Here is a 15,440-nt window from a genome sequence, read left to right on the forward strand (position 1 = left end):
CCCCAGGGAACAATCGCCCGCAAAAAAGATGGGCTACGATATCACAGCGACCGCTAGGGAACAGCGGCGCCCATCGACAGGGAGGTGCTATGAGCATTCGAGATTGGCCGACGACAGAGCGGCCGCGGGAGAAACTTCTGGAGCAGGGTCCGGCGAGTCTGTCCGACGCCGAATTGCTGGCGATCTTTCTGCGCACCGGGGTCGCCGGGAAAAGCGCGGTGGACCTGGCCAGGCACTTGCTGCAGCAGTTTGGCGGCTTGCGTAACTTGCTGGAGGCGGACCAGCAAACGTTTGTCGGCCAGTTGGGGCTGGGGCCGGCGAAATTCGCCCAGTTGCAGGCGGTGCTGGAGATGGCGCGTCGGCATTTGGCCGAGCACCTGCGCCAGGCATCCGTACTCAAGAGTCCGATCGAGGTGCGCAACTACCTCAAGGCCATGCTGCGGCATGAGCCCCATGAGGTGTTTGCCTGCCTGTTCCTCGATTCCCGGCATCGGGTCCTGGCATTCGAAATCCTCTTTCGCGGCTCGATCGACACCACTAGCGTGCATCCGCGCCAGGTGGTCAAGCGCGCCCTGGCACACAACGCGGCGGCGTTGATCCTGTGCCATAACCACCCCTCGGGAAACGCCGAGCCGAGCCCGGCCGACCGGGTGCTGACCAAGCGTTTGCAGGAGACGATGGAGTTGGTCGATGTGCGGGTGCTCGACCATTTCATCGTCGGTGATGGTGATCCGTTGTCGATGGCCGAATATGGCTGGATCTAGGTGCCGAATGCGCCCCCCATCCATGGCCATGCGGGAGCGCCGCCCGGCTGCTCCTACGGTTTGATTTTCGAGAAGTCCTGGCGCCCGAACGGGCTGACCGAGTAACCCTGGACATCCTTGCGGGTCAGGGCATAGGCGGTCGGGTGGGCCAGGGGTAGCCACAGCGCCTGCTGCTGGATCTGCCCCTGGGCCTGTTCGTAGAGCTTGGTGCGCACGCCCTGCTCGGTGGTGGTCTTGCCGGCGTTGATCAGCTTGTCCAGGCCTTGATCGCAGTATCGTGCGAAGTTGGTCCCGGACTTCACGCCCGCGCAGGAGAATTGCGGGGTCAGGAAGTTGTCTGGATCGCCGTTGTCACCGGCCCAGCCCATGAACAGCAGGTCGTGCTCGCCGGCTTTGGCCCGACGAATCAGTTCGCCCCATTCGATCACGCGTATTTCTGCCTGAATCCCGATTTCCGCCAGGTCAGCCTGCAACAATTGAGCGCCCAGGCTTGGGTTGGGGTTGAGCAGGCTGCCGGAAGGGCGGGTCCAGATCGTGGTCTTGAAGCCGTCCTTGAGTCCTGCCTTGACCATCAGCGCGCGGGCCTTGGTGAGGTCCTTCGGGTAGCCCGGCAGGTCCTTGGCATAGCTCCAGGTGTTGGGCGGGTAAGGGCCGTTGGCGGCTTGGGCGGTGTCCTCGAACACGGCCTTGAGGTAGCTGGCCTTGTCGAAGGCCAGATTGATCGCCTGGCGCACCTCCGGTTTATCCAGCGGCGGATGCTGGCTATTGATGGCGACGAAGGCGGTCATGAAGGCCGGCGTGCTCTCGATCTTGAGGTTCGGCTCCTTGGCGGCAGCCTGGACGTCCAGCGGCTTGGGCGACAGGGCGATCTGGCACTCGTTGCGCCGCAGCTTCTGCAGGCGCACGTTGGCGTCCGGGGTGATGGCGAACACCAGGGTGTCGATCGCGGGCTTGCCAGCGAAGTAGTCGCGGTTGGCCTTGTAGCGGATCGATGCGTCTTTCTGGAAGCGCCCGAAAATGAACGGCCCGGTGCCAATCGGCTGGTTATTGAGTTTCTCGGGTGTGCCAGCCTTGAGCAACTGATCGGCGTATTCAGCCGAGTAGATCGAGGCGAAACCCATGCTCAGCGTGGCGAGGAAGGTCGAGTCGGGGTGGTCAAGGGTGAAACGAATGGTCAGCGGGTCGAGGGCGTCGATTTTCTTGATCAGCGCAGGCAGCTGCATGGATTGGGCGTGCGGGAAGCCACTCTGGGCGATTTTGTGCCATGGCTGTGCGGGGTCCAGCATGCGGTCAAAGCTGAACTTCACGTCTTCGGCGGTCAAGGTACGCGTCGGGGTGAAGTACTCGGTGCGATGGAACTTCACCTCCGGGTGCAGCTTGAAGACATAGGTCAGGCCGTCGGCCGAGACTTCCCAGCTATCGGCCAGGCTCGGGACGACCTTGCCACTGGCGGTATCAAAGTCCACCAGGCTATTCATCAACACGTCGGCCGAGGCGTTGGTGGTGGTCAGCGAGTTGTATTGAACGACATCGAACCCTTCCGGGCTGGCCTCGGTGCAGACGCTCAGGGCGGCAGCCTGGGCCAAAGGGCTCAGCAAGAGTGGGGCAAGCAACAGCGGTAGGGCAGCGAGGCGCATGTGTGGATTCCTTTGCAGATCGAAGGCCCATCTGCGAGTGCAGTCTGGAAAAGGCTTACCCTAGTGGCCTGCCCGGCAAATGACTATCCCCTTTTTGTTTTGTGTCCTGCTCGACGGTACGTATTTTTGCCGTTTATTGCGCTTCGGGCGCAGCGAATTAGCGTAAGGTGGCGTGCCGGTACCCTCCATATGGGGGAGCAGGGTGATGCTCTGCGACGAGCGGTCGCTACCATCGATAGCCTTTATCCAAGGCGTCTGGCGCCGTAATTCCGGGGTTTTTGAAAACTCTCTTCACACCAATAGTTGTTGCTATGGGGTCTTTCTGGTATAAAGCAGCGCTCTTTTCTAGGGGCCCGGTTCCTTCACTGTAGGTGTAGCCGGTAAGACCTCTAAAGAAACGCGGCGCCTGGCGCCAAATGACTGAGAGATTAAGCGGCCAACCCATGCCGGGTTGGGCATGTGGTTTTAGAGGGCTGAGGCATGTCGAGAGTATGTCAAGTTACCGGTAAGGGTCCGGTGACTGGGAATAACATTTCCCACGCAAACAACAAAACCCGTCGTCGTTTCCTGCCGAACCTGCAGCATCATCGCTTCTGGGTTGAAGAAGAGAAACGTTTCGTGCGTCTGCGCGTATCTGCCAAAGGCATGCGTATCATCGACAAGCGTGGCATCACTGTCGTGCTGGCCGAAATCCGCAAAGCTGGCAAGATCTAAGGGAGCTAATCATGCGTGAATTGATTCGTTTGATTTCGAGCGCCGGTACTGGTCACTTCTACACTACCGACAAGAACAAGCGCACTACTCCGGACAAAATCGAGATCAAGAAATTTGATCCGGTTGTTCGCAAGCACGTGATCTACAAGGAAGGCAAAATCAAGTAATTGATTTTTCCCTCTTGAGAAAAAGGCCCGTATCGCAAGATACGGGCCTTTTTTGTTGTTTTTTCGAACCTGATGCTTTTAACGACCCAGTAATTCCTCAGCGAGGATCGATCAACCGATTAGCCGCACTTGAAGTGGCTGTAGTTATTTTTTGCATCGCTGAGCACTCGCAGGCGATCATTCCTGTAGTCCTGGGTATAGCTCTCGCCGGTTTTTTCATGGCGTACGATTGCAGCCCCTGACAACTCGCGCAGCTCTTCCAAAAGGAGGGGTGTGACCTGAGCCGGCCTGAGGGTGCTGTATCCAAAGTTGTCATTGCATAGGCCGGGCTGATCGTTGTTCTCGGAGGCCGAGGCTTCAAGCATTCCCATGCTCAGTGCAAGCAGGGGGGGCAGGGCTATACGTTGCAGATAAGTGATTCCAGGCATGTTTGCTTCCTTGCGTGATTGATTTCAAAGCCCCTCGTTTATCGGGGCACAGTGACATAGTCATGTGAGACAGCACGAGCGAGTGCGGTAAATATGTATCGCTCTGTGTAAGTATTTGCGTCAAACGCGCGCACTACTCCGGACAAAATCGAGATCAAGAAATTTGATCCGGTTGTTCGCAAGCACGTGATCTACAAGGAAGGCAAAATCAAGTAATTGATTTTTCCCTCTTGAGAAAAAGGCCCGTATCGCAAGATACGGGCCTTTTTTGTGGGCCTGGGAAAAGCTTCAGTTGCTCAACCGCACTGAATGCTGACGATGACATTGTCGGCATTGGTCAGCAGGCTGATCCGTCGCGGGACTCGCTTGCGGTCTGATGCATGGCGAGGGCCGGTGACCCGCACCGGTGCGCCATTGGCCAGTGCTCGCACTTCCTCGAGCAACTGAGGGGTGTAGGTCTGGCCGATGGTGTACTCAGCGATGGTGACGTCGCATGAGTCTGGAGTATCGGGCATGTTGCCTCCTTGCGTTGTAGGTCTGGATTGAGGCACGTCCTGTGCGCTCCTGTTGGAAAGGCCGGTATCGCGAGATGCAAGCCTTTTCATGTGTCCCTGGGGACGGCTCGATCCTCCTCCCGGCCATGACCCGTTATGCGGTATTTATTTATGGCTTTTGTTCAAACGCCACGTAGATCTTTCGGCACGTTTCCAGGACTTCCCAGGTGCCACGGAACCCGGCCGGGATGACAAATCGGTCACCGGTGCGCAGGGTCTTGGCATTGCCGTCGGTGTCGCGCAACACCGAAACCCCTTGGACGATTTCGCAGTACTCGTGTTCGGTGAAATTCACCGTCCACTGACCGACTGCGCCTTCCCAGACCCCGGCATTGAGCTGGCCGCACGGGCTGTTGTAGTGGTTGTAGACGGTCTGCTCAGGGTCGCCCTTGAGGATTTTGGCCGCGTCCGGGCGGTAGCGTTCGGCGGCGGTGCCGGCCTGGCTGAAATCGACGATGTCCTGGATGCTCATTCTGGTAATCCCCCCGTGTTTGCTTGGAAAGCCCCGAGTCTATGTTTATTAAAATGAACATCGCAAGGCCGTTTGCCGGCCTTGTGTCAAATATATTGAAACTTGAGGTGTGGCTGGTTTAGGGTGGCGGGTGCCTAGGGCCGATTGCAAGGCTGGCCGGGCAGAATTCCTGACAGCGCCCGCGAAGAACGCGGGTGTCGTATTCAATAAGAGGAGGACACTCGTATGACCACCCTGACTCGTGCCGACTGGGAACAACGCGCCCGCGACCTGAAAATCGAAGGCCGCGCCTACATCAATGGCGAATACACCGATGCGGTCTCCGGCGAGACCTTCGAGTGCATCAGCCCGGTCGATGGCCGTCTGCTGGGCAAGATTGCCAGCTGTGATGCCGCCGACGCCCAGCGCGCCGTGGACAATGCCCGCGCCACGTTCAATTCCGGTGTCTGGTCTCGCCTGGCCCCGGCCAAGCGCAAGGCCGTGATGATCCGCTTCGCCGGCCTGCTCAAGCAAAATGCCCAGGAGCTGGCCCTGCTGGAAACCCTGGACATGGGTAAGCCGATCAGCGACTCCCTGGACATCGACGTTCCTGGTGCCGCCCAGGCGCTGAGCTGGAGCGGTGAAGCGATCGACAAGATCTACGATGAAGTGGCCGCGACCCCTCATGATCAACTGGGCCTGGTGACCCGTGAGCCTGTGGGCGTGGTGGGCGCTATCGTGCCGTGGAACTTCCCGCTGATGATGGCGTGCTGGAAACTCGGTCCTGCGCTGTCCACCGGTAACTCGGTGATCCTCAAGCCGTCCGAAAAATCCCCGCTGACCGCCATCCGCATCGCGGCCCTGGCCGTCGAGGCCGGTATCCCCAAAGGCGTACTCAACGTACTGCCAGGCTACGGCCACACCGTGGGCAAGGCCCTGGCCCTGCACATGGATGTCGATACCCTGGTGTTCACCGGTTCGACCAAGATCGCCAAGCAACTGATGATCTACTCCGGCGAGTCGAACATGAAGCGCGTCTGGCTGGAAGCCGGCGGCAAGAGCCCGAACATCGTGTTTGCCGATGCGCCGGACCTGCAGGCCGCCGCCGAATCCGCTGCTGGCGCAATTGCCTTCAACCAGGGCGAAGTCTGCACCGCCGGTTCACGCCTGCTGGTCGAGCGCTCGATCAAGGACAAGTTCCTGCCACTGGTGATCGAGGCCCTGAAAACCTGGAAGCCAGGCAACCCGCTGGACCCGTCTACCACCGTGGGTGCGTTGGTCGATACCCAGCAAATGAACACCGTGCTGTCGTACATCGAGTCTGGGCATACCGACGGCGCCAAGCTGGTGGCGGGCGGCAAGCGCATCCTCGAGGAAACCGGTGGCACCTACGTGGAGCCGACGATTTTCGACGGCGTGAGCAATGCCATGAAGATTGCCCAGGAAGAAATCTTCGGCCCGGTACTGTCGGTCATCACCTTTGATACCGCCGAGGAGGCTATCCAGATCGCCAACGACACGCCGTATGGCCTGGCCGCAGCGGTATGGACCAAGGACATTTCCAAGGCTCACCTGACCGCCAAGGCACTGCGCGCCGGTAGCGTGTGGGTCAACCAGTACGATGGCGGCGACATGACTGCGCCGTTCGGCGGCTTCAAGCAATCGGGCAACGGCCGTGACAAGTCGCTGCACGCGTTCGACAAGTACACCGAGCTGAAGGCGACCTGGATCAAGCTGTAAGCCTTTCAGGGAGCCTGGCTCCCTGAACGACGTAGATCCCTTGTGGGAGCGAGCTTGCTCGCGATAGCGGTATGACAGTCGACGTCGTGTTGAATGTTGCGCCGCCATCGCGAGCGGGTTCGCTCCCACATTGCTTTGTGCCACACATAAGAATATCCACAGGAGCGTGGAACATGCGTTGGGCGACTTATTTCGCCGTTCTGGCCTCGGTCCTGAGTGTCGGCCTCGCCCTGGGCGTGAGCATGCCGTTGGTGTCGTTTCGCCTGGAAAGCTGGGGTTATGGCGCGTTTGCAATCGGGGTGATGGCGGCCATGCCGGCAATTGGCGTCCTGCTGGGGGCGAAGATCTCCAGCCACCTGGCGGCTCGCCTGGGTACGGCTAACCTGATGCGCCTGTGCTTGTGGGCCGGAGCCCTCTCCATTGGCCTGCTGGCGTTGTTGCCCAGCTACCCGGTGTGGCTGGTACTGCGGCTGATGATCGGAGTCATCCTGACCATCGTGTTCATTCTCGGCGAGAGCTGGATCAACCAGTTGGTGGTTGAGCAATGGCGTGGCCGGCTGGTGGCGCTGTATGGCTGCAGCTATGCCTTGAGTCAATTGGCTGGACCGTTGTTGCTGGGGGTGCTGGGTACCGACAACGATATCGGTTTCTGGGTCGGGGTCGCGCTGCTGGTGACTTCGCCGCTGGTCTTGATGGGGCGTAGCGGGGCACCGAGCAGCGAAGCCCTGAGTGTGACCTTCAGTGACTTGCTGGGTTTCTGCCGTGGCCTGCCGGCGATCGCTTGGGCGGTGTCGTTGTTTGCTGCGTTCGAGGCGATGATCCTGACCCTGCTGCCGGTGTATTGCCTGCAACAGGGGTTCACCGCAGAAATTGCCCTGGCCATGGTCAGCACCGTGGTAGTCGGCGATGCGTTGCTGCAATTGCCCATTGGCGCCCTCGCGGACTATCTGTCGCGGCGAACCTTGTTTGCCGGCTGCGCGGTGATTCTGATGCTGTCGAGCCTGGCGATTCCGCTGTTGCTCGACACCTTGCTGATCTGGCCGCTGTGGGTGCTGTTCGGTGCCAGTGCCGGCGGCTTGTTCACCTTGTCGCTGATTCTGGTGGGCGAGCGTTATCGCGATGATGCGCTGGTGCGGGCCAACGCCCACATCGCCCAACTCTGGGGTATCGGTTGCTTGATTGGCCCGCTTGCAGCGGGTGCCGGCAGTCAGTGGGTCAGCGGACACGCCTTGCCATTACTGATGGCGGCCGGGGCCTTTGGCCTGGTGTTGTTGTTGCTGCGCCAAGGGGCGTTTGGCGAGGCGGCGGCGCCGATCTGAGGCCCGGGTTTACAGTATCCGCTCCAGGCCCAGGGTGTCGCTGAACCAGGCATTGAAGCGGCGCCACCAGTTTCCCGGCTCGCGAGTCAGGGTGTGCAGCTTGCCATCGTCTTCAGTGACCCAGACCAGTTGACCCTCCTGTAACCGCACCGCATAGCTGAGAGGAGGCGCCATGCCTTCCAGGGCGAGTTCGCGAACACGCTCGGCAAGCGCCGGGCTGTCGACCAGCACCCCGACTTCGGTGTTCCACAGCACCGAGCGCGGGTCGAAGTTGAACGAGCCGATGAACGCCTTTTGGCGATCGAAGATGATCGCCTTGCTGTGCAGGCTGGATTCGGAGCCGCGGTAGCTGGAACTGCGAAACAGGCTTGGCCCGCTACCGCCGCCTTCGCCCGGTTGCCGGCGTAGTTCAAACAGTTGCACGCCGTGCTCCAGCAGCACCTTGCGGTAAGGGGCGTAGCCGCCGTGGACGGCGGGCACATCGGTGGCCTCCAGCGAGTTGGTCAGGAAGCTGACGGACACTCCGGCATCGGCCCGCCCGGTGAGATACACCAGTCCGGGTGGGCCGGGCACAAAGTAGGCTGAGATCATGATCAGCTCTTTGCTCACCCCTTGCAGTTCGGGGGCCAGTTGGGTGGTCAGTAGCAGTTGCGGATCCGGCTCACCCTTGGCCAGCACTTTGCTCGGAGCGTCCCACAACGCCTGGTTCCAGGCCCAGATCAGCTCGCTGCGCCAGAGGTCCAGGCGCGGATCGGTCTGGTAGGCCTTCAACTGCTGGTACAGGGCCTGGTTTTGCCGATGGCTTTCGTCCAGGGACGCTTGCAGCTGCGCGCGGGTCTCGGCCAGGTCCTTGGCCGTGGGCTGGCTGGAGACAAACTCATCGATCGGCTTGCTCAGGGCGCTGTTCCAGTACTGATCGAAGCTGTGGCCGAGCTGCTCAGCGACGGGGCCGACACCTAGCAGGTCGATGTCGGTAAAATTCAGCTTGGGCTGCGCATCGAAGTACTCGTCGCCCAGGTTGCGCCCGCCGACAATCGCGGCGCTGTTGTCCGCCAGCCACAGCTTGTTGTGCATGCGCCGGTGCTGCAGCGAGAGATTGAGCAGGCGGCCCATAGTGCGAGTGACGCCGGTGCTGCGGCCCAGTTCCAGTGGATTGAACAGGCGAATCTGAATCTGTGGGTGAGCGGCCAGTGTGGCAATGGTCTGGACCTGGCCATCGCTGGTGAGGTCGTCGAGCAGGATGCGCACGCGCACGCCTCGGTCAGCGGCCTTGAGCAGTTCGCTGACTAGCAGTCGGGTACTGATACCGTCGTGGACGATGTAGTACTGCAGGTCGAGGCTGCGCTGCGCATTGCGGATCAACTCGGCACGGGCGGCGAAGGCTTCGCTGCTGTCCGATAGCAGGCGAAATCCGGATCGCCCTTCATGAGGGGCGGCCTGGGCCTGGATCGAGCGCCCGAAAGAGGACTCGGCAGCAGGCAATGCCTGGCTAGGCTCGCGGGGCACGTTGAGCGAGGCGCAACTGCTCAGCAACGCGGCGAGCATCAGGCAGAGCAGGGCTTTTTTTCGGCGCAAGTCGAATGTTCCTGCAGATGGGCAGGTAGGGAGTATGGCACGGCTGGCGAAGTCGTCGCGGCGTGCCGATGGCGCCTGGGAAGCTCTCGGGCATCGAGTTCCCAGATGAACTAGCTGGCCTCGGCCAGCAGGGCGATCGCCGCTGCACCCACCTTACGCACCGCTTCCTCGACCTGAGCCGTGGGTTTGGCTGCGTAGTTCATGCGCAGGCAATTACGGTACTTGCCCGAGGCGGAGAAAATGCTGCCCACGGCGATCTGTACGCCCTGGTCGAGCAGCACCCGATTGAGCTTGAGCGTATCAAACCCTTCCGGCAGTTCGACCCACAGCATGAAGCTGCCCTGGGGGCGGCTGGCGCGGGTGCCGAGGGGAAAGTAGCGGCTGACCCAATCGAGCATCAGGTCGCGATTGCGCTGGTATTGGTTACGCATTCGCCGTAGATGCGGCTCGAAATGCCCGCCCTTGAGAAACTCGGCGATGGCAATTTGCGGTTGTGGCGCGGTCGAGCCGGTGCTGATGTATTTCATGTGCAGCACCCGCTCCAGGTACCGTCCGGGAGCGACCCAGCCGATCCGCAGGCCAGGTGCCAGGGTCTTGGAGAACGAACTGCAGAGCAGCACGCGACCGTCTTCATCGAAGGACTTGATGGTGCGCGGTCGAGGGTAGGTGTAGGCCAGTTCGCCATACACATCGTCTTCGATGATCGCCACGTCAAACCGTTGTGCCAGGGTCAACAGCGCACGTTTGCGCGACTCCGGCATGATGTAGCCGAGCGGGTTGTTGCAGTTGGGGGTCAACTGTATGGCTTTGATCGGCCACTGCTCGAGGGCCAGTTCCAGGGCGTCGAGACTGATTCCGGTGAGGGGGTCGGTGGGAATCTCCAGGGCCTTCATGCCCAGCCCCTTGAGAGTCTGCATGGCACCGTGAAAGCTCGGCGAGTCCACCGCGACGATGTCGCCTGGTTCGCAGATGGCGCGAATGCTGGTGGACAACGCTTCGTGGCAGCCCGTGGTGATCACCAGGTCGCTGGCGCTCAGTTGGCTGCCTGAGTCGAGCAGCAGGCGGGCGATCTGCTCGCGCAGTTCCAGCACCCCGTAGATATTGTCGTAGTACAGCCCTGGCATGTCCTGGCGCCGACTGATCCGCGCCAGGCTGCGCAGCAGGGGCTGCATGGTCGGTGTGGTGATATCCGGCATGCCGCGGCCCAGTTGCACCACGTCCTTGCGTGGCACGGCGCGGATCAGCTCCAGCACCTGGTCCCACTGGGAGATGTCGACCGGGCGCTGGGCCGGGCGGCCTACCGCCGGCAGTTCGGGCAGTTCCCGCCCCACAGGGACAAAGTAGCCGGACTTGGGCTTGGGCCGCGCCAGCCCGCTGTCCTCCAGCACCCGATAGGCCTGCTGCACCGTGCTCAGGCTGACCCCATGCTCGACACTCAAGGCCCGCACGGAAGGCAGACGGTCACCGGGCCGGTAGAAGCCCTGTTCGATGCGCGTGCCGAGCAATTCGGCGAGGTTGACGTACAGCGTCATGTTTCAGCCTCGGTGTGAGAGGAGGGACCAGTACAGATCAGGCAAAAAACCATCATTCAGCGGCTAATTCAGCAAATCTGTATGGAGGTAATACAGGTCCATTGAATCTGTAATGGTTTTGCCTGCCCGCGCATCATGGAATCTCTGGCTACCCAAGTAAACAGGAGCACTAAAAATGAACGGTTTGAGCGATGTGCGGCTGACGTTACACAGTCAGGAACTGGTGGCAGGGCACGACCAGGGCATGCCGACGGCGATCCGCAATGCCCCGTCCTGCCTGGGGCGCTGGGGTTTGCTGTGGCACCGTCTGCACACGCGCAAGACCCTGCTCGAACTCACCCCGGAACAACTGCGCGATGTCGGCTTGAGTCGTGAGCAGGCGAGGGAAGAGGGGCTGAAGCCGTTCTGGCAGCTTTGAGCGGCTCTTCGGATCAGGCCAGCTCTTTGAGTCGGTGCCACAACATCCCCAGGGCCAGCAATGGCGAGCGCAAGTAGCGGCCGCCCGGGAAGGTCACGTGCGGTACTTTGGCGAACAGGTCGAAACCGCCGCTGTGCTGGCCGCTGATGGCTTCACCCAGTAGTTTGCCGGCCAGGTGAGTGGCATTCACCCCGTGTCCGGAGTACGCCTGGGCGTAATACACATTCGGCTGGTCCTTGAGCCGGCCAATCTGGGGCAGGCGGTTGGCGCCGATGCCGATCATGCCGCCCCACTGATAGTCGATCTTCACCGCGCTCAATTGCGGGAAAACCTCCAGCATCTTCGGTCGCATGTAGGCGCCGATGTCCGCCGGATCGCGGCCCGAATAGTGGCAGGCGCCGCCGAACAGCAGGCGTCGGTCTGCCGAAAGCCGGTAGTAGTCCAGCGCCACGCGTTGGTCGCACACGGCCATGTTCTGCGGCAGCAGGGCGTGGGCCTGCTCTTCACTCAAGGGTTCGGTGGCGATGATGTAGCTGCCGGCGGGCAGCACTTTGCCGCTCAGGTGCGGGTTGAGGTGATTGAGGTAGGCGTTGCAGCCCAGCACCAGGGTCTTGGCGCGGACCGAACCTTGCGCGGTGTGGACCTTGACCTCGGGCCCGTAGTCGATGCGGGTCACTGCCGATTGCTCGAACAGACGGACCCCCAGTTGCTGGGCGGCAGCGGCTTCACCCAGGGCCAGGTTCAGCGGGTGCAGGTGCCCCGAGCCCATGTCGATCAGTCCGCCCACGTAGCGGTCTGAGCCCACCACGCTGTGCATCTCGTGCGCTTGCAGCAGGCGGGTGGTGTGGCGATAACCGAGGCTGCGCAGTTCGTCCGCGTCCGCGGCGAAACCTTCCAGGTCGCGGGGTTTGTTGGCGAGGTCGCAGTAGCCCCAGGTCAGGTCGCAGGGGATCTGGAACTGCTCGACCCGCTGGCGAACGATGTCCACTGCCTCCAGGCCCATCAGTTTCATCTGGCGTACGCCTTCGGCCCCCAGCACATTGCTGAATTGGTCCAGGCCATGGCCGACACCACGAATCAACTGCCCGCCATTACGTCCGCTGGCGCCCCAGCCGATTTTGTGTGCTTCCAGCAGCACCACGCGAAGACCGCGCTGGGCCAGTTCAATGGCTGTGTTCAGGCCGGAAAAACCACCGCCCACCACGCACACGTCGGCCAGTTGCTCACCGGCAAGTACCGGATGATCCGGCTGCGGCAGGCTGCTCGCGGCGTAATAGGAGGCGATATGGGTGCTCGGGACAGGCGGCTGAACACGGGCAGTCATGGGTTGATCCTGATTATCGGGTGTTGAGTAAATTTTACGGAGCATAAGCCGGACCTTTCTGCCTGGGCAACACTGGTCGGTTGTTGCTGTCTGGCGCAGGGCTTTTAGGGCAAAATCCGACCTTGTTCACCTTAGGGGTATTTGTTTCGATGAGCTGCAACCGCGAGACCGTTCGTACCCTGCGCCAGCAGATTCCCTCGTTCGAGTGCGTGCCTGGCTGTCATGACTGCTGTGGTCCGGTCACCACGTCGCCGGAAGAAATGTCCCGCCTGCCGCGCAAGACTCGCGCCGAGCAGGATGCCGCCCTGGACGAGCTGAACTGCGTACACCTGGGTCCCAATGGCTGCACCGTGTATGGCGAGCGGCCGCTGATCTGTCGCTTGTTCGGCACCACCAAGACCCTGCCATGCCCCAACGGTCGCGGACCGGTGGAGTTGATCCACCCACGGGTCGAGGCGCAGGTGTTCGAGTACATGGCTGCTAACCGACAGGTTTTGGTGTAGGTCACAGCGCACGGACACTTACCACAGGCCTCAATCCGGAATCGGCAAGCTCAGGCTCTCCTTCACCTCTTCCATCACGATGTAGCTCTTGGACTCACGCACGTGGGGCAGTTTGAGCAGGATATCGCCGAGCAATTTGCGGTACGAGGCCATCTCGGAAATCCGTGCCTTCACCAGGTAGTCGAAGTCCCCGGATACCAAGTGGCATTCCAGTACGTGCGGCAGTTTCAGCACCGCGCGGCGGAACTCTTCGAAGGTGTCACCGGACTTGTAGTCCAGGCTGATCTCGACGAACACCAGCAAGCTGCCCTTGAGGTGTTGCGGATTGAGCCGGGCGTTGTAGCCCATGATGATCCCTTCGCGCTCCAGGCGCCGCACCCGCTCGGTACAGGGCGTGGTCGACAGGCCGACCTTCTCCCCCAGCTCAGTAAACGAAATGCGCCCGTCAGCCTGGAGGATGCGCAGGATGTTGCGGTCGATCTTGTCCAGCTCACGTTTGGTTTGAGTGTTGGTCCGCATAGGGGATGCGCCTCCGTGAAAAGCCAAATTGCCGAGAATTGTCGCCAAATATAGGCACTTATATAGTGAAAAGCACTGGCAAATGTTTTTTACACTGCGCTCATCATTGCTTGTACACAACAACGTCAGCGGTTTGCCGCGATGAGGGATAAAAAAATGCGCGTTCTGGTCTTGGGTAGCGGCGTAATCGGTACCGCCAGTGCCTACTATCTGGCTCGGGCCGGCTTTGAAGTGACGGTCGTGGATCGTCAACCGGCCGCTGCCATGGAAACCAGTTTCGCCAACGCCGGCCAGGTATCGCCGGGCTATGCGTCGCCATGGGCTGCTCCGGGTGTGCCGCTCAAGGCCATCAAGTGGCTGTTGCAGCGCCACGCCCCGCTGGCCATCAAGGCCACCGCCGATATCGATCAGTACCTGTGGATGGCGCAGATGCTGCGCAACTGTACCGCCAGCCGTTATGCGGTGAACAAGGAGCGCATGGTCCGCCTGTCCGAGTACAGCCGTGACTGCCTCGACGAATTGCGCGCCGAAACCGGTATCGCCTACGAAGGCCGCAGCCTGGGGACCACCCAGCTGTTCCGTACCCAGGCGCAACTGGATGGCGCCGCCAAGGACATCGCGGTACTCAAGGAGTCCGGTGTGCCGTTCGAGCTGCTCGACCGCGCCGGCATTGCCCGCGTCGAACCGGCCCTGGCCAGTGTCACCGACATCCTGGCCGGTGCCCTGCGCCTGCCGAACGATCAGACCGGCGACTGCCAGATCTTCACCACCCGCCTGGCGGAAATGGCGATCAAGCTGGGCGTTGAATTCCGCTTCGGCCAGGACATCCAGCGCCTGGACTTCGCCGGTGACCGGATCAACGGTGTGTGGATTGACGGCAAGCTGGAAACCGCCGACCGCTACGTGCTGGCGCTGGGCAGTTACTCGCCGCAGTTGCTCAAGCCGTTGGGCATCAAGGCCCCGGTGTATCCGCTCAAGGGTTACTCGCTGACCGTGCCGATCACCAATCCGGCCATGGCTCCGACCTCGACCATTCTCGACGAGACCTACAAGGTCGCGATCACCCGTTTCGACAACCGCATCCGCGTCGGTGGCATGGCGGAGATTGCCGGTTTTGACCTGTCGCTGAACCCGCGTCGGCGTGAAACGCTGGAGATGATCGTCAACGATCTCTATCCTCAGGGCGGCGACCTGCAGCAAGCCAGTTTCTGGACCGGCCTGCGTCCGACCACGCCGGATGGCACGCCGATTGTTGGTGCCACTCCGTTCAAGAACCTGTTCCTGAACACCGGTCACGGCACGCTCGGCTGGACCATGGCCTGTGGCTCCGGCCGCCTGCTCGCCGATCTGATGGCCAAGAAAACGCCGCAGATCAGCGCCGAAGGCCTCGATATTTCTCGCTATGGCAACACCCACCAGGAGTCTGCAAAACATGTCAATCCAGCGCCAGCTCACCAATGAGCGTTTGAGCCAGATCGTAGTCCACAGCGGTACGGTGTACCTGGCAGGACAGGTCGGCGACGACATGAACGCCGGAGTTGAACAGCAGACCCGCGAGACCCTGGCCAACATCGAGCGTTTGCTCGATCTGGCCGGTACCGACAAGACCCGGTTGCTGTCGGCGACGATCTACCTGAAAGACATCGATGCCGACTTCCAGGGCATGAACAGTGTCTGGGACAGCTGGCTACCGAAAAACGTCGCGCCAGCGCGGGCGACGGTGGAAGCCAAGCTGTGCGAACCAGAAATCCTGGTAGAAGTGTCGATAGTCGCCGCTCTGCCGTAAACGATCCCT

Annotated in this window: 17 protein-coding genes and 1 pseudogene; 10 read left to right on the plus strand and 8 right to left on the minus strand. The window is 61.1% G+C overall.

The genetic code is table 11. The features are described from left to right. The first annotated feature begins 89 nt into the window (after positions 1-89). Positions 90-764, plus strand: coding sequence for a RadC family protein (radC, locus tag ACM6IP_RS07225; RefSeq protein ID WP_095164874.1), 675 nt, complete (start codon positions 90-92; stop codon positions 762-764). A gap of 53 nt (positions 765-817) precedes the next feature. Here the strand turns inward: radC and ACM6IP_RS07230 are convergent, their stop codons facing one another. Then, positions 818-2,401, minus strand: coding sequence for an ABC transporter substrate-binding protein (locus ACM6IP_RS07230; RefSeq protein WP_095164872.1), 1,584 nt, complete (start codon positions 2,399-2,401; stop codon positions 818-820). 480 nt (positions 2,402-2,881) lie between these two features. On the opposite strand from ACM6IP_RS07230, the gene rpmB reads away from it, so the two are divergent. Together rpmB and rpmG (ACM6IP_RS07240) are read left to right on the plus strand one after the other, a co-directional pair. Then, the gene (rpmB, locus tag ACM6IP_RS07235) at positions 2,882-3,115 is read left to right on the plus strand and encodes a 50S ribosomal protein L28 (protein WP_007894701.1); all 234 of its coding nucleotides are present in this window, start codon (positions 2,882-2,884) and stop codon (positions 3,113-3,115) included. 11 nt (positions 3,116-3,126) lie between these two features. Beyond that, on the plus strand, positions 3,127-3,282 hold the full coding sequence (gene rpmG / locus ACM6IP_RS07240; protein ID WP_007894709.1) for a 50S ribosomal protein L33: 156 nt from the start codon (positions 3,127-3,129) through the stop codon (positions 3,280-3,282). A gap of 119 nt (positions 3,283-3,401) precedes the next feature. Here rpmG (ACM6IP_RS07240) and ACM6IP_RS07245 read toward each other — a convergent pair whose 3' ends face one another. Further along, entirely contained in the window at positions 3,402-3,710 is a 309-nt protein-coding gene (locus ACM6IP_RS07245; RefSeq protein WP_414861215.1) for a hypothetical protein, read from the minus strand. A gap of 123 nt (positions 3,711-3,833) precedes the next feature. On the opposite strand from ACM6IP_RS07245, the pseudogene rpmG (ACM6IP_RS07250) reads away from it, so the two are divergent. After that, positions 3,834-3,926, plus strand: a pseudogene (gene rpmG / locus ACM6IP_RS07250) (50S ribosomal protein L33); the annotation flags it as partial. Between the two features lie 80 nt (positions 3,927-4,006). Here rpmG (ACM6IP_RS07250) and ACM6IP_RS07255 read toward each other — a convergent pair. Then, positions 4,007-4,225, minus strand: coding sequence for a peptidase inhibitor (locus ACM6IP_RS07255; protein ID WP_095164869.1), 219 nt, complete (start codon positions 4,223-4,225; stop codon positions 4,007-4,009). Between the two features lie 148 nt (positions 4,226-4,373). Continuing rightward, entirely contained in the window at positions 4,374-4,736 is a 363-nt protein-coding gene (locus ACM6IP_RS07260; RefSeq protein ID WP_159998574.1) for a cupin domain-containing protein, read from the minus strand. Between the two features lie 225 nt (positions 4,737-4,961). Between ACM6IP_RS07260 and ACM6IP_RS07265 the strand changes: the two genes are divergently transcribed. Both ACM6IP_RS07265 and ACM6IP_RS07270 read left to right on the plus strand, forming a co-directional pair. Then, entirely contained in the window at positions 4,962-6,455 is a 1,494-nt protein-coding gene (locus tag ACM6IP_RS07265) for an aldehyde dehydrogenase (protein WP_095164864.1), read from the plus strand. Positions 6,456-6,628: 173 nt separating this feature from the next. Then, on the plus strand, positions 6,629-7,774 hold the full coding sequence (locus tag ACM6IP_RS07270) for an MFS transporter (RefSeq protein ID WP_095164862.1): 1,146 nt from the start codon (positions 6,629-6,631) through the stop codon (positions 7,772-7,774). 9 nt (positions 7,775-7,783) lie between these two features. Here the strand turns inward: ACM6IP_RS07270 and ACM6IP_RS07275 are convergent, their stop codons facing one another. Together ACM6IP_RS07275 and ACM6IP_RS07280 are read right to left on the minus strand one after the other, a co-directional pair. Beyond that, entirely contained in the window at positions 7,784-9,319 is a 1,536-nt protein-coding gene (locus ACM6IP_RS07275; RefSeq protein ID WP_414861325.1) for a phospholipase D family protein, read from the minus strand. 140 nt (positions 9,320-9,459) lie between these two features. Further along, complete coding sequence (locus ACM6IP_RS07280) at positions 9,460-10,881, minus strand: PLP-dependent aminotransferase family protein (protein WP_159998572.1); 1,422 nt, start codon at positions 10,879-10,881, stop codon at positions 9,460-9,462. Between the two features lie 175 nt (positions 10,882-11,056). Between ACM6IP_RS07280 and ACM6IP_RS07285 the strand changes: the two genes are divergently transcribed. Then, complete coding sequence (locus ACM6IP_RS07285; protein WP_095164856.1) at positions 11,057-11,299, plus strand: DUF1127 domain-containing protein; 243 nt, start codon at positions 11,057-11,059, stop codon at positions 11,297-11,299. A 13-nt stretch (positions 11,300-11,312) separates the two neighbouring features. Here the strand turns inward: ACM6IP_RS07285 and ACM6IP_RS07290 are convergent, their stop codons facing one another. Beyond that, positions 11,313-12,623 carry an NAD(P)/FAD-dependent oxidoreductase gene (locus tag ACM6IP_RS07290; RefSeq protein ID WP_095164855.1) on the minus strand — a complete coding sequence of 437 codons (1,311 nt, stop codon included), beginning with the start codon at positions 12,621-12,623 and terminating at the stop codon, positions 11,313-11,315. Positions 12,624-12,772: 149 nt separating this feature from the next. Here ACM6IP_RS07290 and ACM6IP_RS07295 point away from each other — a divergent pair, with 149 nt between their 5' ends. Further along, positions 12,773-13,126, plus strand: a complete 354-nt coding sequence (locus ACM6IP_RS07295; protein WP_095164853.1) for a YkgJ family cysteine cluster protein — start codon at positions 12,773-12,775, stop codon at positions 13,124-13,126. Between the two features lie 30 nt (positions 13,127-13,156). Here ACM6IP_RS07295 and ACM6IP_RS07300 read toward each other — a convergent pair whose 3' ends face one another. After that, positions 13,157-13,645 (minus strand): Lrp/AsnC ligand binding domain-containing protein, encoded by a 489-nt coding sequence (locus ACM6IP_RS07300; protein ID WP_003177284.1) that lies wholly within the window; start codon positions 13,643-13,645, stop codon positions 13,157-13,159. Positions 13,646-13,801: 156 nt separating this feature from the next. On the opposite strand from ACM6IP_RS07300, the gene dadA reads away from it, so the two are divergent. Both dadA and ACM6IP_RS07310 read left to right on the plus strand, forming a co-directional pair. Next, the gene (gene dadA, locus ACM6IP_RS07305) at positions 13,802-15,106 is read left to right on the plus strand and encodes a D-amino acid dehydrogenase (protein ID WP_095164851.1); all 1,305 of its coding nucleotides are present in this window, start codon (positions 13,802-13,804) and stop codon (positions 15,104-15,106) included. Further along, positions 15,078-15,431: a RidA family protein gene (locus ACM6IP_RS07310; protein WP_095164849.1), complete on the plus strand. Its 354-nt coding sequence runs from the start codon at positions 15,078-15,080 to the stop codon at positions 15,429-15,431. Before dadA ends, ACM6IP_RS07310 begins: the two co-directional genes overlap by 29 nt. Positions 15,432-15,440: the final 9 nt, after the last annotated feature.

Origin of the sequence: Pseudomonas sp. IT-P176 (assembly GCF_949767245.1) — a bacterium.
Lineage (GTDB): Bacteria > Pseudomonadota > Gammaproteobacteria > Pseudomonadales > Pseudomonadaceae > Aquipseudomonas.

What these genes read in the sequence shown, in the direction of transcription:
- radC (WP_095164874.1), top strand. Translation starts at nt 90, where the DNA reads ATGAGCATTCGAGATTGGCCGACGACAGAGCGGCCGCGGGAGAAACTT.
- ACM6IP_RS07230 (WP_095164872.1), bottom strand. Translation starts at nt 2,401, where the DNA reads ATGCGCCTCGCTGCCCTACCGCTGTTGCTTGCCCCACTCTTGCTGAGC.
- rpmB (WP_007894701.1), top strand. Translation starts at nt 2,882, where the DNA reads ATGTCGAGAGTATGTCAAGTTACCGGTAAGGGTCCGGTGACTGGGAAT.
- rpmG (WP_007894709.1), top strand. Translation starts at nt 3,127, where the DNA reads ATGCGTGAATTGATTCGTTTGATTTCGAGCGCCGGTACTGGTCACTTC.
- ACM6IP_RS07245 (WP_414861215.1), bottom strand. Translation starts at nt 3,710, where the DNA reads ATGCCTGGAATCACTTATCTGCAACGTATAGCCCTGCCCCCCCTGCTT.
- ACM6IP_RS07255 (WP_095164869.1), bottom strand. Translation starts at nt 4,225, where the DNA reads ATGCCCGATACTCCAGACTCATGCGACGTCACCATCGCTGAGTACACC.
- ACM6IP_RS07260 (WP_159998574.1), bottom strand. Translation starts at nt 4,736, where the DNA reads ATGAGCATCCAGGACATCGTCGATTTCAGCCAGGCCGGCACCGCCGCC.
- ACM6IP_RS07265 (WP_095164864.1), top strand. Translation starts at nt 4,962, where the DNA reads ATGACCACCCTGACTCGTGCCGACTGGGAACAACGCGCCCGCGACCTG.
- ACM6IP_RS07270 (WP_095164862.1), top strand. Translation starts at nt 6,629, where the DNA reads ATGCGTTGGGCGACTTATTTCGCCGTTCTGGCCTCGGTCCTGAGTGTC.
- ACM6IP_RS07275 (WP_414861325.1), bottom strand. Translation starts at nt 9,319, where the DNA reads ATGCTCGCCGCGTTGCTGAGCAGTTGCGCCTCGCTCAACGTGCCCCGC.
- ACM6IP_RS07280 (WP_159998572.1), bottom strand. Translation starts at nt 10,881, where the DNA reads ATGACGCTGTACGTCAACCTCGCCGAATTGCTCGGCACGCGCATCGAA.
- ACM6IP_RS07285 (WP_095164856.1), top strand. Translation starts at nt 11,057, where the DNA reads ATGAACGGTTTGAGCGATGTGCGGCTGACGTTACACAGTCAGGAACTG.
- ACM6IP_RS07290 (WP_095164855.1), bottom strand. Translation starts at nt 12,623, where the DNA reads ATGACTGCCCGTGTTCAGCCGCCTGTCCCGAGCACCCATATCGCCTCC.
- ACM6IP_RS07295 (WP_095164853.1), top strand. Translation starts at nt 12,773, where the DNA reads ATGAGCTGCAACCGCGAGACCGTTCGTACCCTGCGCCAGCAGATTCCC.
- ACM6IP_RS07300 (WP_003177284.1), bottom strand. Translation starts at nt 13,645, where the DNA reads ATGCGGACCAACACTCAAACCAAACGTGAGCTGGACAAGATCGACCGC.
- dadA (WP_095164851.1), top strand. Translation starts at nt 13,802, where the DNA reads ATGCGCGTTCTGGTCTTGGGTAGCGGCGTAATCGGTACCGCCAGTGCC.
- ACM6IP_RS07310 (WP_095164849.1), top strand. Translation starts at nt 15,078, where the DNA reads ATGTCAATCCAGCGCCAGCTCACCAATGAGCGTTTGAGCCAGATCGTA.